Origin of the sequence: Streptomyces sp. YPW6 (assembly GCF_018866325.1) — a bacterium.
Lineage (GTDB): Bacteria > Actinomycetota > Actinomycetes > Streptomycetales > Streptomycetaceae > Streptomyces.
The window spans coordinates 1,005,483-1,019,375 of sequence record NZ_CP076457.1; the positions used below are offsets into that span (position 1 = coordinate 1,005,483).

Annotated in this window: 12 protein-coding genes; 1 reads left to right on the forward strand and 11 read right to left on the reverse strand. The window is 71.8% G+C overall.

The annotated features are described in order from the left end of the window. Window positions 1-175: 175 nt before the first annotated feature. The 9 genes from KME66_RS04445 to KME66_RS04485 all read right to left on the reverse strand — a co-directional run bounded on the left by KME66_RS04445 (window position 176) and on the right by KME66_RS04485 (window position 10,248). Entirely contained in the window at window positions 176-1,060 is an 885-nt protein-coding gene (locus tag KME66_RS04445; RefSeq protein WP_216319159.1) for a geranyl diphosphate 2-C-methyltransferase, read from the reverse strand. A 17-nt stretch (window positions 1,061-1,077) separates the two neighbouring features. Further along, the gene (locus KME66_RS04450; RefSeq protein ID WP_216319162.1) at window positions 1,078-2,388 is read right to left on the reverse strand and encodes a family 2 encapsulin nanocompartment cargo protein terpene cyclase; all 1,311 of its coding nucleotides are present in this window, start codon (window positions 2,386-2,388) and stop codon (window positions 1,078-1,080) included. A gap of 80 nt (window positions 2,389-2,468) precedes the next feature. Further along, window positions 2,469-3,881: a family 2B encapsulin nanocompartment shell protein gene (locus tag KME66_RS04455; protein ID WP_216319164.1), complete on the reverse strand. Its 1,413-nt coding sequence runs from the start codon at window positions 3,879-3,881 to the stop codon at window positions 2,469-2,471. A 510-nt stretch (window positions 3,882-4,391) separates the two neighbouring features. Beyond that, on the reverse strand, window positions 4,392-4,988 hold the full coding sequence (locus KME66_RS04460; protein ID WP_073221515.1) for a hypothetical protein: 597 nt from the start codon (window positions 4,986-4,988) through the stop codon (window positions 4,392-4,394). Between the two features lie 75 nt (window positions 4,989-5,063). Then, complete coding sequence (locus tag KME66_RS04465) at window positions 5,064-6,230, reverse strand: ROK family glucokinase (RefSeq protein WP_073221511.1); 1,167 nt, start codon at window positions 6,228-6,230, stop codon at window positions 5,064-5,066. Window positions 6,231-6,363: 133 nt separating this feature from the next. Next, window positions 6,364-7,212 (reverse strand): ATP-binding cassette domain-containing protein, encoded by an 849-nt coding sequence (locus KME66_RS04470; RefSeq protein ID WP_216319167.1) that lies wholly within the window; start codon window positions 7,210-7,212, stop codon window positions 6,364-6,366. Continuing rightward, window positions 7,209-8,255 carry an ABC transporter permease gene (locus tag KME66_RS04475; RefSeq protein WP_216319170.1) on the reverse strand — a complete coding sequence of 349 codons (1,047 nt, stop codon included), beginning with the start codon at window positions 8,253-8,255 and terminating at the stop codon, window positions 7,209-7,211. Before KME66_RS04475 ends, KME66_RS04470 begins: the two co-directional genes overlap by 4 nt. After that, entirely contained in the window at window positions 8,252-9,226 is a 975-nt protein-coding gene (locus KME66_RS04480; protein WP_073221665.1) for a sugar ABC transporter substrate-binding protein, read from the reverse strand. The genes KME66_RS04475 and KME66_RS04480 overlap by 4 nt, the downstream gene beginning before the upstream one ends. A 263-nt stretch (window positions 9,227-9,489) precedes the next feature. Next, window positions 9,490-10,248, reverse strand: coding sequence for a GntR family transcriptional regulator (locus KME66_RS04485; RefSeq protein ID WP_216319185.1), 759 nt, complete (start codon window positions 10,246-10,248; stop codon window positions 9,490-9,492). A gap of 127 nt (window positions 10,249-10,375) precedes the next feature. Between KME66_RS04485 and KME66_RS04490 the strand changes: the two genes are divergently transcribed. Continuing rightward, entirely contained in the window at window positions 10,376-11,395 is a 1,020-nt protein-coding gene (locus KME66_RS04490) for a Gfo/Idh/MocA family oxidoreductase (protein ID WP_073221500.1), read from the forward strand. 9 nt (window positions 11,396-11,404) lie between these two features. Here the strand turns inward: KME66_RS04490 and KME66_RS04495 are convergent, their stop codons facing one another. Next, window positions 11,405-12,601, reverse strand: a complete 1,197-nt coding sequence (locus tag KME66_RS04495; protein WP_073221497.1) for a cytochrome P450 — start codon at window positions 12,599-12,601, stop codon at window positions 11,405-11,407. Window positions 12,602-12,674: 73 nt separating this feature from the next. Next, window positions 12,675-13,847 carry a cytochrome P450 gene (locus KME66_RS04500; protein ID WP_216319189.1) on the reverse strand — a complete coding sequence of 391 codons (1,173 nt, stop codon included), beginning with the start codon at window positions 13,845-13,847 and terminating at the stop codon, window positions 12,675-12,677. Window positions 13,848-13,893 lie beyond the last annotated feature (46 nt).

The window sequence follows — 13,893 nt, forward strand, 5'->3', positions numbered from 1 at the left end:
CCTCTTGCTCACAACGCCGTCGCCCCGTCCCCGGCGAACCCGGCCCGTCCGGCCGTGCCGATGTCCGGACCGCCTGCTTCCAACCTAACTCCGCCGCCGCGTCGCTTCATGCCCAACGCGAGAACGGCCGGCACCGGGGATCTCCCGGTGCCGGCCGCCCCTGGGCCGGGTGTCGTCAGACGCGGTCGGCCGCGATGAGGACGTACTGGAAGGACCCGTCGCGATAGGAGTTGATGAACGCGTCCTCGATCCCCGTGACCAGCGAGGACGTGGCCCGCAGCTCCCAGTAGGGCAGGGTGTCGGGGGTGAGGTCGACGACGGCCTGCGGCACGAGACGGTTGTCGGCCATGGCGCGCAGGTACTCCCGGCGCGAATGGATATTGCATTCGAAATGCGCATTGATCTGCGAGACCCACTTCGACGGCTGACCGTAGCGCGGGTTCCAGCAGCCGGTGATGGTCACGTAGCGGCCGCCGACCTCCAGGACACGGGAGTGCTCGGCGAAGAGGTCGTCCAGGTCCACGTACATGCTCGACTCGTTGTTCCACGAGGCCGCGGCGGAACCGGTCGCGAAGGGCATGGAGAGCATGTTGCAGACCGTGGCGCGGACGTGGTCGTCGATGCCCAGCTCCGCGGCACGCCCGTTGGCGAAGTCGGCCTGCTTGGCCGACAGGGTCACGCCTTCGACCGAGCACCCGAAACGCTGGTGCGCCATCACCATGGAGCCGCCGCGGCCGCAGCCCGCGTCCACCAGGGTGTCGCCACGGCCGATGCCGCCGAGGTGTTCGAGGAGAACGTCCGCCTGCGCGGACTCCAGTCGGTGGAGCTCGGCGATCAGCCGGTCCTCGTACCCCCTGTCCGCCGCGTCGCCGAGCGCGGCGGTGTCGACCTGGCCGACCCCGTAGTGGTGGTGGTAGAGGCCGTCGACGTCGCCGAGGCGCAGGTTCACGGGCCGGGCCTCACCGTCCCAGTAGCGGGCGATGTCCCCCTGGTAAGGGGTCGCCGGGCCGGGGATGTGCAGGGCGGCGGGTGCGGCGGCGGTCAGTTCGGCGCTGGTCACAGATGGTTTCCTTCTCTTTACCAGAAATCGGGCAGGCTGTAGCGATAGGTGTTCGACTGGTGCCAGTGGTGGTTGCCGTCGACCCAGGCGGCGACGCCTCGCAGGAAGCGGTGCGCGCTCGGGAGGGGGCAGGCGGCGGCCAGTGCGGCGGCCTCGGTCTCGAAGTCGCGCATCAGCTCGTTGTGGATCTCGACCGACTTGAGGTAGGCGTCCTTGTCCGACAGTCCCTCGCGTTCGGCGATCACGACGGGCAGGTTCAGGTGCCGGCCCGGAGCGTCGAGTTCCTTGGTGTACGAGTAGAGGTCGTTGACGATCGTCGTCGCGTTGGAGGCCAGCGCGATGACTTTCTGCATGTCGGCGCGGGCGTGCAGGTCCGCCGGGAGTTCGTAGCCGCCGACGGTGTCGGTGATGGTGGGGCAGGGCCGGAAGTTGTTGAACTGGCGCATCGCCAGGTACTCCCAGACCTCCGGCACCCGGTCCTGCTGGGCCCAGGCCGCTTCGGCGAGATACCCCAGGTGCAGCCGCGCCATGTCGTGGCGGAGCCGGTCCGCCTGGGAGGGTGCCGCCGCGCGGACGAAGTAGTCCATGGCCGAGCGGTAGGCGCGCCGGGGGGCGTCCGCGTGGAGCGAGGCAGCCCAGTCCGGCTGGTACTCGCGCGCGGTGTACAGGGGGTCCAGTGCGGTGTGCGCGAGCAGCAGCCGCTCGCCGAGGCCGATGGGCGACCCGCCGTGGTCCTCGCAGTAGCAGTCGTCCACGGCGTTCTCGGCGACCATCAGGCGGGTGGCGAGCATCAGGTGGTCGACGGTGGGCGCGTCCGGGTGGCAGCCGACCATGTACCGGCCCACGGAGAAGCCGTCGAACTGTTCCTCCCACTCCTCGGGGTACAGGGAGACCTCGTCCAGGGCCCAGGCTTTGATGCGACGGCTGACCTCGTCGACCCGCACCGGGTCGGGCTCGGGGATCGGGTGGTGGTACAGCCCCGGAACCGGCCGGCCGCGCTCCGCCGCCGACTCCGCGCAAGGCTCCTCGCGCGGAGTCAGCCGCAGGCCTGCCGTGCCCAGGCCGTGGGGCCCGCTCAGCAGCCGTTCCAGGCCGCCTGCCGGACCCGTCCACGCGGCCTCCGTCCCGCCGGCCGGCGGTGCGACGGCCGGCGGAGGGCCCACGAGGCCGGCGGAAGGGATCGGCGGCGTGGCTGCGTCGGACGATGCGCCGGCGGCGGCACCGAGGCCGGGGGCGCGAGCCGCGACCGCCTCGCCTGCGGTCGCCCCGAAGCGGGAGACGGCCTCCGGCAGGCTCGACCGCGCAAGCGGCAGCTCGGGCACGGGCATGCGTGGCTCCTTGATGAGGTGGGCTGGTCTTCGACGACGTCCGCGCACGCGGTCCCCTTGTGGGCGCCGCGCCGCGCGCGCTACCTGGGCCAGTGGGCGATCTGTACGTTCTCCAGCACGCCGACCGCGTCGGGCACCAGGATGGCGGCGGAGTAGTAGGTGCTGACGAGGTAGGAGATGATCGCCTTGTCGTCGATGCCCATGAAGCGCACCGAGAGGCCCGGCTCGTACTCGTCCGGCAGCCCGGTCTGCCGGAGACCGATGACGCCCTGGTTCTCCTCGCCGGTACGCATGGCGAGGATCGAGCTGGTCTTCTCCGGGGTGATGGGGATCTTGCCGCAGGGCAGGATCGGGACGCCTCGCCAGGCGGGCACCTGCTGGCCACCGAGGTCGGTGTGGTCCGGGTAGAGGCCGCGCGCGTTGAACTCGCGCCCCATCGCCGCGATCGTCCGGGGGTGCGCGAGGAAGAACTTGGTGCCCCGGCGGCGGCAGAGCAGCTCGTCCAGGTCGTCCGGGGTCGGCGGGCCGGAGTGCGGCTGGATGCGCTGCTTGAAGTCGGCGTTGTGGAGCAGGCCGAAGTCCCGGTTGTTGATCAGCTCGTGCTCCTGGCGTTCGCGCAGCGCCTCGATGGTGAGCCTGAGCTGTTCCTCGGTCTGGTTCATCGGACCGTTGTAGAGGTCGGCGACCCTGGTGTGGACCCGCAGAATGGTCTGGGCCACGGAGAGTTCGTACTCGCGCGGGCGCAGCTCGTAGTCGGCGAACGCGCCGGGCAGCTCGTGCTCGCCCACATGCCCGGCCGACATCGCGATCTCCGCCTCACCGCGGTGGTTCTGCCGCTGCCGGGAGCGTGCGGTGAACTCGGCGAGGTGGGCACGGAGCTCGGCCGAGTTCGACACGATGGCCGCGAAGTCCGCGCGGGAGAGCGTGAGGAGCGTGCCCGCGGTCTCGGCGGTGGCGGTCTGCGTCCACCGGGCGTCGTCGTCCAGCAGGACGTGCTCTCCGAAGTGGTCCCCGTCCGCCAGGACGTCCAGGGTGACCTCGTCGCCGTAGCTGCCGACGGAGGTCTGCCCGATCCGGCCGTGCGCGACGAGGTGGAGCTGGTCCGCGGCCGCGCCTCGCTCGACCAGCGTCTCCCCCGCCCGGAAGTCACGCTGGACGCACCGGTCGGCGATGGCGGTCAGGACCTCGATGTCGTCGAAGTCCCGCAGCGGGGCGAGCTCGCCCAGCTCCTGGGGGATGACCCGGATCGTGGCCCCGTCCTGGACGAACTCCACCCGCCCGTCACCCACCGTGAAGGACAGCCGCCGGTTGACCCGGTAGGCGCCGCCCTTGGTCTCGACCCACGGGAGCATCCGCAGCAGCCAGCGGGAGGTGATCTCCTGCATCTGCGGGGCGGACTTCGTCGTGCTGGCGAGGTTGCGGGCCGCGGCCGTCCCCAGGCTGGACTGCCGGGGCACTTCCAGCCGGGTTTCCGGGCTCGATTCAACAGTCATCGGGCAGGCTCTCCTTGGTCGGGCGGGACGCGCGCACGCGGACGCGAACGGTCGTACGGGAGGAAAGGCGGAGGAAAGGTTCGAAAGGAGAGGAACCCCCTCCAGATCCAGGGGAACACTAAGGGCCCCCTCGCCCTACGGACCAAGGAAATCTGCCGACATTAACTCGATACGATGATCGCGCCCGCGGGACGTTTGGCCGCGTCAGACGTGTTTCGGCCGTGCTTGCGAGGGGCCGTCCGGCGGGCTTCCGGGGCCGGTGGAGCCCAGCACGGCCGCTGCGCGACGAAATTCGGCCTGCCCGGCCGGGCGGGCGGTGGCAGTGGCGCGCGGGACACGGTAGGGCGGCCGCGGAGAGGGGCCACGCACACGCGCGTCGGCCCCGGCGGTGGGGTCACCGCCGGGGCCGACGAACTCGGGGATCGTGGGCCGGCGCACTCCGCTCACCGGCCCACGGCCACGAGGGGCGCCTCACGGACTCACGGCGAGGGGCCCCTCACGGACTCGCGGTCAGGGGGTCGCCGCCGATACGACGTACACGACGGGGCTGGCCGGGTCGGTCATGTTGACCGTGATGGTCTGGGTGGGGCGCGGCTTCTCGTTGCGGTGCGTCGTACCGGCCCAGTGCTGGCCCGGACCGAAGGACCAGCCGGTGATCCTGATGTCCCGCGCGCTGATGGAGACCGTGTCCGGCTCCAGCGCCGCGCGGCCGGTGCCCATCCCGGTCAGAAAGCGGTCGAGACCGGCGGAGGTGGTCCGGAACTTGGCGTACAGCCGGCTGGCTTTCCAGTTGTTCGTCTCGTAGTACTGGACGCCCTTGCCGTTCCCGGGAATGGGGATCTCGAAGATCCGGCGCTGCATCTTGGAGGGCCAGCCCTCACGCAGCCCCTGGGCGGCCGCCTCGGTCTCCTTGTCCATGCCCGAGCGGCGGCTCTGGCCCGCCGAGATCAGCAGGTAGCCGGCCGGGATGCCGATCAGCAGCACGATGATCGTGGCGGTGATGAGGCGCCGCTTGAACACGTGGCGGCGGTCCTCGGGCGGCTTGCCCTCGCCGTCGCCCGGAGGCTCCGTCTGGTGCGGCACCTCGGGGTGCTCGGCTGCGATCATGATCAGGTGGTCCCTAGGTGCTGCGAAGACGTGGCGAGGCGTACGGAGGGGGACGCCGGGAAGGGCGGTCGCGGTTCAGTCGACGGTACGGGTGGACCGCGTGTTGCGGATGGTGCTCGCCGCCTGGTCGTAGATCTGGGCGTACCGCTCGTACCGCTCGACGCGCCGCCGGTTGGTCCGGCGGAAGCGGCGGGCGACCAGTCGCGCCAGGTCCGCGGCGCCGACCATACCGGCCTCGGGGCCGAGCTGCGCCTTGGCGATCCTGGCCTCGGGGCGGTAGCCGCGGCCGGTGAGGTGGCGCTTGAAGGCGTCCCGGGCGGGGGTGATCAGCAGGTCGTCGGCGGCGCTGACCCCGCCTCCGATCACGAAGCAGGAGGGGTCGAGCGCGGCGGCCAGATTGGCGATGCCGATGCCGAGCCACTGGCCGATGTCCTGGAGGAGTTCGATGCACATCGCATCGCCTTCGCGGGCCAGTTCGGTGATGAGCGGCCCGGTGATGTCGGAGACGTTCCCCTTCACCCGGTCGAGCAGGTAGTGGGCGACCGGGGAGTCGGCCGCGGCCAGTTCCCTGGCCTCGCGGACGAGGGCGTTGCCGGAGCTGTACTGCTCCCAGCAGCCGCGGTTGCCGCAGGGGCAGCGGTGGCCCGAGGGCACGACCTGCATGTGGCCGAACTCACCGGCCACACCGTACTTGCCGCGCTTGACGCGGCCGTCCTCCAGGATCGCCCCGCCGATGCCCGTACCGAGGGTGATCATGACGAGGTGGTCCTCGCCGCGGCCCGCGCCGAAGCGCCATTCCGCCCAGGCGGCGGTGTTGGCGTCGTTGTCGACCATGACGGGGACGACGAGACGCGAGGCCAGGGCGTCGCGCAGGGGTTCGTCGCGCCAGGCGAGGTGCGGGGCGAAGAGGACCTTGGAGCGGTCCGCGTCGACCCAGCCCGCCGCGCCGATGCCGACCGCGTGGACGTCGTGCCGGTCGGAGAGGTCCAGGACCAGCTCGACGATGGTGTCCTCGACCACCTTGGGGCTCTTGGACTTGTCGGGCGTCTCGGTGCGGACCTTCTCCAGGATGGTGCCGTCGGCGTCGACGACGCCCGCCATCACCTTCGTACCGCCGATGTCGATCCCGACCGTGGGGACACGGGGCGCGGACAGGTGCGAGCGGCGTTCCTTGGTGCCGACCGTCCTGAGGACGGTGGCGCGGGCGGAGCCGCGGTGGGCGAAGTCGCGGTACGTGCTCATCGTCCCTGCGGGGTCTGAGGGGCCGGGCCGCGTCGCGGCCGGCGGCGGACGGCGCCCGCCGGGCTCGATTCTGCCACTGCCCGGCCCCGGCGGACCGATGGGCGGGGTCGGCCGCGCCGGGGCGGGGCGACGGTCAGGACCCTTCTTCGGTCGCCGCGGACGTGCCCGGGAGGGTGGGGGCCGGGGTGCGTTCCAGCTCGTGGCTGAGCTCCTCCAGCTCGCTGCCGCCCGCCATCTGCCGGGTCAGCTCGTCGAGCGTGATGTCGTCCTTGGTGTGGCTGCCGGACATCACTCCGCGCTTGAGGAGGACGAACCGGTCGCCGACGAGGTGGGCGTGGTGCGGGTTGTGCGTGATGAGGACCACGCCGAGGCCCGCGTCGCGGGCGGCAGCGACGTACTTGAGCACCACACCGGACTGCTTGACGCCGAGCGCGGCGGTCGGCTCGTCCAGGACGAGGACCTTGGCGCCGAAGTAGACGGCGCGGGCGATGGCCACGCACTGGCGCTCGCCGCCGGACAGGGTGCCGATGGGCTGGTCGACGTCGCGCAGGTCGATGCCCATGCGGAGCAGCTCGGCGCGGGTCGTCTCGCGCATCTTCCGGACGTCGAGGCGCTTGAAGGGGCCGACGCCCGTGGTGGGCTCGGAGCCGAGGAAGAAGTTCCGCCAGACCGGCATCAGCGGGACGACGGCGAGGTCCTGGTAGACGGTGGCGATGCCCCGGTCCAGGGCGTCGCGCGGGTTGGCGAGGGTGGTCTCCTCGCCCTCGATGAGGAAGCGTCCGGCGTCGTGTCCGTGCAGCCCCGCGATGATCTTGATGAGGGTGGACTTGCCGGCTCCGTTGTCCCCGAGGACACAGGTGATCTCGCCCGCGTGGACCTCCAGCGAGACGTGTTCCAGGGCCTTGATGTTGCCGTAGAACTTGGACACGTCGTCCAGCTCGACGAGGGGTCCCGTGCCCTTCTTCTCGGACGTGGCCGTCATGACGTCGCCTCCGCGCGCTTGCGCACCCACGCGTTGAGCAGGGTGGCCAGGAGCAGCATCGCCCCCAGGAAGAATTTGAACCAGTCCGGGTTCCACTCGGCGTAGACGATCCCCTTGCTGGTCATGCCGAAGATGAAGGCCCCGACCGCCGAGCCGATCGCGGAGCCGTAGCCGCCGGTGATCAGACAGCCGCCGATGACGGCGGCGATGATGTACGTCAGCTCGTTGCCGACACCCTCGCCGGACTGGACGACGTCGTAGCTGAACAGCAGGTGCTGGCCGGAGACCCAGGCGGCGAAGGCGACGCCGAGGTAGAGCCCGATCTTGGTGCGGACGACGGGGACGCCGACCGCGCGGGCCGCGTCGGCCTCGCCGCCGACGGCGAAGATCCAGTTGCCGAAGCGGGTACGGAGCAGGATCCAGGTGGCGACGGCGACGAGGGCGAACCACCACAGGATGGTCACCTTGAACTCGACGCTGCCGACGGTCAGCGTCGAGGCGAACAGGGCGTGGGCCGATGCGAAGCCCTCCATGTCACCGATCGCCTTGGTGGAGACGGTGCCGCTGATGAGCTTGGTGAATCCGAGGTTCAGTCCGGTCAGCATGAGGAACGTGCCGAGCGTGATGATGAAGCTCGGCAGTTCGGTGCGGGTGAGCATGAACCCGTTGAACGCGCCGATGGCCAGCGTGACCAGCAGGGACACGAGGACGCCGACCCAGACGTTGGCCGTCATCTGGTAGCTGAACATCGAGGAGACCAGCGCGGAGCTGGTCACCAGGACCCCCGCGGAGAGGTCGAACTCGCCGCCGATCATCAGCAGGGCGACGGGGGCGGCCATGATGCCGAGGACCGAGGCCGCGTACAGGACGGTGCCGAAGCTGGAGGCCTGGAGGAAGCTGTCGGCCACGATCGCGAAGAACAGGAAGACGGCTGCGGCGCCGACGACCGAACCCAGCTCGGGGCGGCCGAGCAGTGTGCGCAGCGGCGAGGTGTGGACGAGGCGCTCGTCCGGCTGCTGCGGGGCGGCGGTCGAGCCGCTCATCGGGTGCCCCGCTTGGTGTAGTCGGCCAGGGCGTCGGCGTCGCCCTTGGTGATCACCTGCGGGCCGGTCAGGACGGGCCGGCCGCCGCCGAGCACGTTGCGGTTGTAGCGGTAGAGCCAGAGCAGGTCGACGGCCTCGTACCCCTGGAGGTAGGGCTGCTGGTCGACGGCGAAGCCGAGCTTGTCGGTCTGGAGGCCGGTGGCGACCTTGGCGTTGAGGTCGAAGGTGTCGATCTCGGCCTTGCTGCCGGCCGTCTGCTTGGCCTGGACGGCCGCGTCGGCGAAGGGGGCGCCGAGGGTGACGACGGCGTCGATGCTCCGGTCGGACTGGAGTTTGGCCTCGATGGACGCGGTGACGTCGGGCATGTTGGTGCCGTCGACGTACAGGTTCTGCATCGTGCCGTCGAAGGTCTTCTTCGCCCCGGCGCAGCGCTGCTCGTGGCCCACGTTGCCCTGCTCGTGCAGGACGCACAGGGCCTTCTTGCGGTCTCTGCTGTTCAGCTCGTCGCCGACGGCCTCACCGGCGATCGTCTCGTCCTGGCCGATGTGGGTGAGGGCCCCGAACTCCTTGGACTCGGCGGAGCCGGAGTTCACGGTGACGACCGGGATGCCCGCCTTGACGGCCTTGGCGACCACGGCCTTCATCGCGTCCGGCTTGGCCAGCGAGACGATCAGCCCGTCGACCTTCTTGTCGATCGCGGTCTGGACGAGCTGGGCCTGCTGGTTCGCCTCGTCGTTGTGCGAGTAGATGAAGTTGATGTTGTCCTTGAGGGCCGCCTGCTCGGCGCCCTTCTGGACGATGTCCCAGAAGGTGTCACCGTCTCCCGAGTGGGTGACCATGGCGAAGGTCCAGCGCGGAGTGTTCACCGCGGCCCGCCCCTCGGCGGCCTCGGCCGCGCGTTCTTCCGCCCGCTTGCCGCCGGTGCTGCTGCATCCCGCGGCTGCCAGCATGACCGCCAGCACGGCGCCCAGCGCGCGTACCCCTGTCCGAACCCTTGCCACGACACCGTGCCCTTCTTCTGCTGCTGTGCGCTTCGCTCGACCGGGCCGGATGTACGTACGGCCCGGGGCCGGCTGCCCAGTATCCCCGAGCCCCGCGCGGGCTCCGTCCGCGGGCCCGGCGCGGCCCGCGCCCGACGGACAGGGAGCCTGGGGCACGGGCCGTCCGGGCGCAACCCGTGTGCCCGGACCGATTCCGCCCGCTCGGCACGCGCGGGCGGGCCGGGCCGTGCGGCTCAGGTGCGGACCAGGAGCTGGAACTCGAACGTGTACCGCGCCGCCCGGTACACGTGCGACCCGAACTCCACCACCCGCCCCGTGTCGTCGTACGTCGTACGTTCCATCGTCAGCAGCGGCGCCCCCGGCTCCTCGGCCAGCGCACGCGCCTCCCCCGCCGTCGCGGCCCGCGCGCCCACCGACTGCCGGGCGCTGTGCAGCGCGATGCCGCCGGCGCGCATCAGCCGGTAGAGGCCGGTGGCCTCCAGCTCCTCGGTGCGCAGGGGCACCAGCCCGGGTGGCAGGTGGTTGCGCAGGAGCGCCATCGGTTCGCCGTGCGCGCTGCGCAGCCGCTCCACCAGGTGGACCTCGCTGCCCTCGGCGACACCGAGGGCGGCGGCGACCCCGGCCGTGGCCGGTTCCACCGTGTTGCGCAGGACCTCGGTGGCGGGGCGCTGGCCCGCCGCCTCCAGGTCGTCGTAGAGCGAGCTGAGCTCCGGCGGACGGCGGACCTGGCTGTGGACGACCTGGGTGCCGACCCCCCTCCGGCGCACCATCAGCCCCTTGTCGACGAGCGTCTGGATGGCCTGGCGGACGGTCGGCCGGGACAGGCCGAGGCGGGCGGCGAGGCCGATCTCGTTCCCGAGCAGGGCGCCGGGGGCCAGCCTGCCCTGTTCCACGGCTGCCTCCAGCTGCTGCGCCAGCTGGAAGTAGAGCGGCACCGGGCTCGTGCGGTCCACGCTCAGCGGCAACGGCCGGTCGGTTCCATCTGCGGTCACGGGGCGAGCGTAGTTCGCTTGTCCGGACAAAGCCATGGCGCACCGGGGCGGAAGCCGCAGTCGACGCGGCTCCTTTGTCAGGACAAACGCTTGACATGACGACCGGGCGAACGCCACCTTGGGGCCCATGCGCATCGGACTGATCGGAACGGGACGGATCGGAACATTCCATGCGGAGGTGCTGAGCCGTCACCCCGCCGTCAAGGCCCTGCTGCTGGCGGACGCGGACCCCGAGCGGGCGGCCGCCGCGGCCCGGCGGACGGGGGCCGCGGCCGTCTCCGTGGACGACCTGTTCACCGGGGCGGGCGAGGCCCGGGGCCTGCCCGACGCCGTCGTGATCTGTTCGGCGACCGCGGCCCACGCCGCTCTCATCGGACGGGCGGCCCGCGCCGGGCTGCCGGCCTTCTGCGAGAAGCCGGTCTCCCTGGACCTGCCCGGCACGCTCGCCGCGCTGGCGGAGGTCCAGGCCGCGGGGAGCGTGCTCCAGCTCGGCTTCATGCGCCGCTTCGACGCCGGGTACGGCGAGGCCAGGGCCGCCGTGCGGGACGGGAGGCTGGGCAGACTGCACACGGTGCGGGCGGTCACCTCCGACCCCGCGCCGCCGCCCGCCGCCTACCTCCCGCTCTCCGGCGGGCTGTACCGCGACTGCCTGGTCCACGACTTCGACATCCTGCGCTGGGTGACGGGCCGGGAGGTCCGCGAGGTGTACGCCATCGGCTCGGACACCGGGCCCGCGATGTTCCGGGAGGCCGGGGACGTGGACACGGCCGCGGCCCTGCTCACCCTCGACGACGGGACGCTCGCCACCGCCACCGCGACCCGGTGCAACGGCGCCGGGTACGACGTACGGATGGAGCTGGCCGGCGAGCTGGACCAGATCGCCGTCGGCCTCGACGACCGCACACCGCTGACCTCGGCCGAGCCGGGCGGCGCCGGCGCACCGGCGAAGCCCTGGCCGGGCTTCCTGGAACGGTTCGCACCGGCGTACGAGGCGGAGCTGGACGCGTTCCTGCGGGTGGTCCGCGGCGAGCTGGCCAACCCGTGCGACGGGCGGGAGGCCCTGCACGCCCTGCGGATCGCCGAGGCGTGCGAGACCTCCCGCCGCGAGCACCGGCCGGTGGCGCTGACCGAGATCCCCGGCGGCTGACCGAAAGCCCTACCAGGCGACCGGCAGGCTCAGCGGCCCCCGCATCAGCATCCCGGCGCGCCAGGTCAGGGTCGCCGGGTCGGCGGCCGGCCGCAGGTCCGGGCAGCGTTCCAGCAGCGACCGGATGGCGGTCCGGGCCTCGATGCGGGCCAGGGGCGCGCCCAGGCAGTAGTGGATGCCGTGCCCGAAGGCGATGTGGCCCCGGGCGTCCCGGGTGATGTCGAAGCGGTCCCCGCCGGGATAGCGGCCGGGGTCCCGGTTGGCGTCCGACATCGCGACGAGGACCAGTTCGCCGCCTCCGGGGATCACCGTGCCGCCCACCTCGATGGGCTCGGTGGTGAAGCGGTACGTGGGCGTCTCCACCGGCCCCTCGAAGCGCAGGATCTCCTCGACGGCGTTGTCGATCAGGGAGAAGTCGGCTCGCAGGGCGGCCAGTTGTCCGGGATGCGCGAGGAGGCTGTGCACCCCGTTGGTGATGAGGTTGACGGTGGTCTCGTGCCCGGCGACCAGCAGCAGCCACGCCATGCCGATCAGTTCCTCGCCCGAGAGGCGGTCGCCGTCCTCGTCGGCGGTGTGGATCAGCGCGCTCAGCAGGTCGTCGGCGGGCTTCTCCCGCTTGCCGGCCAGCAGACCGGCGATGTACGAGGTCATCGCCTGCGTGGAGGAGGCGCGCACGGACGGGTCGATGGAGGAGACCGCCTGGCCCGACCACGTGCGGAAGTCCTCGCGGTCCTGGAAGGGCACGCCGAGCAGCTCGCAGATCACCGCCATGGGCAGCGGGAAGGACAGGGCCTCGACGAGGTCGGCGGTGCGGTCCGGAGCCGCGAGCATCGCGTCCAGCAGCTCGTCGGTCATCTCCTGTATCCGCGGCGCCAGTTGTTCCATGCGGCGCGGGGTGAACTCACGGGCGACCAGCTTGCGCAGCCGGGTGTGGTCGGGGGCGTCGGAGCCGAGCATCGAGGAGCCCGCGGACACCTTGCTGACCCCGAGCGTGGGCGAGGCACGGCTCCAGTGCTTGGAGAGCCGCTGGTCGGCGAGGAGAGCGCGGCCCGCCTCGTATCCGAGGACGAGCCAGGCGTCGGCGCCCTCGGGAATCCGGACCCGGTGGACCGGGCCCCGCGCACGCAGGGCGGCGTAGACGGGGTAGGGGTCGCGGGTGAACTGCTCGCCGAGCGCGGCGAGGTCGACCAGGTCTTCGGTGCTCAACACGTTTCCCTTCAGGAGGAGTTACGGCGACGTGTGACGGCGTCGCGGAGCTCACGGGACGGGCGGCGGTCCCTCACCAGCGCACCGGCAGACCCCGGGTGCCGCGCATCAGCAGACCCGGGAGCCAGTCCAGCTCGCCGCCGGACGGGTCGTGGGCGAGGCCGGGGCAGCGCTCCAGCAGCGCGCCGATCGCGATGCGGGCCTCCATCCGGGCGAGCGGTGCGCCCAGGCAGTAGTGCGCACCGTGGCCGAAAGCCAGGTGCCCCTGGGGCTCGCGGCGGATGTCGAAGGTGTCCGGGGCCGGGAAGCGGGCGGGGTCGCGGTCGGCGGAGGCCAGGGCGACGAGCACCGCGGCGTCGCGCGGGATCACGGTGTCCCCGATGGTCACCGGCTCCCGGGCGAAGCGGAAGGTGGTGGTCTCCACGGGTCCGTCGTAGCGCAGCATCTCCTCCACCGCGCCGTCGATGAGCCCCGGGTCGGCACGCAGCAGGGCGAGCTGGCCGGGATGGTCGAGCAGGGCCCGGACCCCGTTGGCGATCAGGTTGACGGTGGTCTCGTGGCCGGCGACGAGCAGCAGGAAGGCCATGCCGACCAGTTCGGCGGAGGAGAGGCGGTCGCCGTCCTCGTCCGTGGTCCGGATCAGCGCGCTCAGCAGATCGTCGCCGGGCGAACGGCGTTTGTCCGCGATGAGGTCGACGAGGCAGGCGTTCATCGCGCCGGCCGGGTCGGCGTCCCGCTGCTCCCGGGTGGGTGTGACGATGCCGTTCGAGAGCGTCCGGAAAGCCTCCCGGTCGATGTCCGGTACGCCGAGGAGTTCGCAGATCACGGTCATCGGCAGCGGGAAGGCGAGCGCGTCGACCAGGTCGGCGGAGCCCTGCGGCACCATCGCGTCCAGCAGCTCTTCGGTGATCCGGGTGATGCGCGGGCGCAGCGCCTCGATGCGCCGGGCGGTGAACTCGCGCACGACGAGCCGGCGCAGCCGGGTGTGGTGCGGGGCGTCCAGCTCCAGCATGTTGGCGCTGAGCTGGACCTCGGACGGCTCCCAGGGGCCGGCGGTGTGCCAGTCCTTGCCGAGCCGCTGGTCGGCGAGGGCGGCACGGCCCTCGTCGTGTCCGACGATCAGCCAGATCCGCTCCATCTCCTCGGTGCGCACGGTGTGCACCGGCCCCTCGGCGCGGAGCTTGGCGTAGTACGGGTGGGGGTCGGCGGTAAAGTCCGGCAGGTCACGCAGATCGAGCTCGGCCATGGTGAGCGGCCCCTCTCCCGTCGCGGCCCGCTCCGGTCCGGGCCGT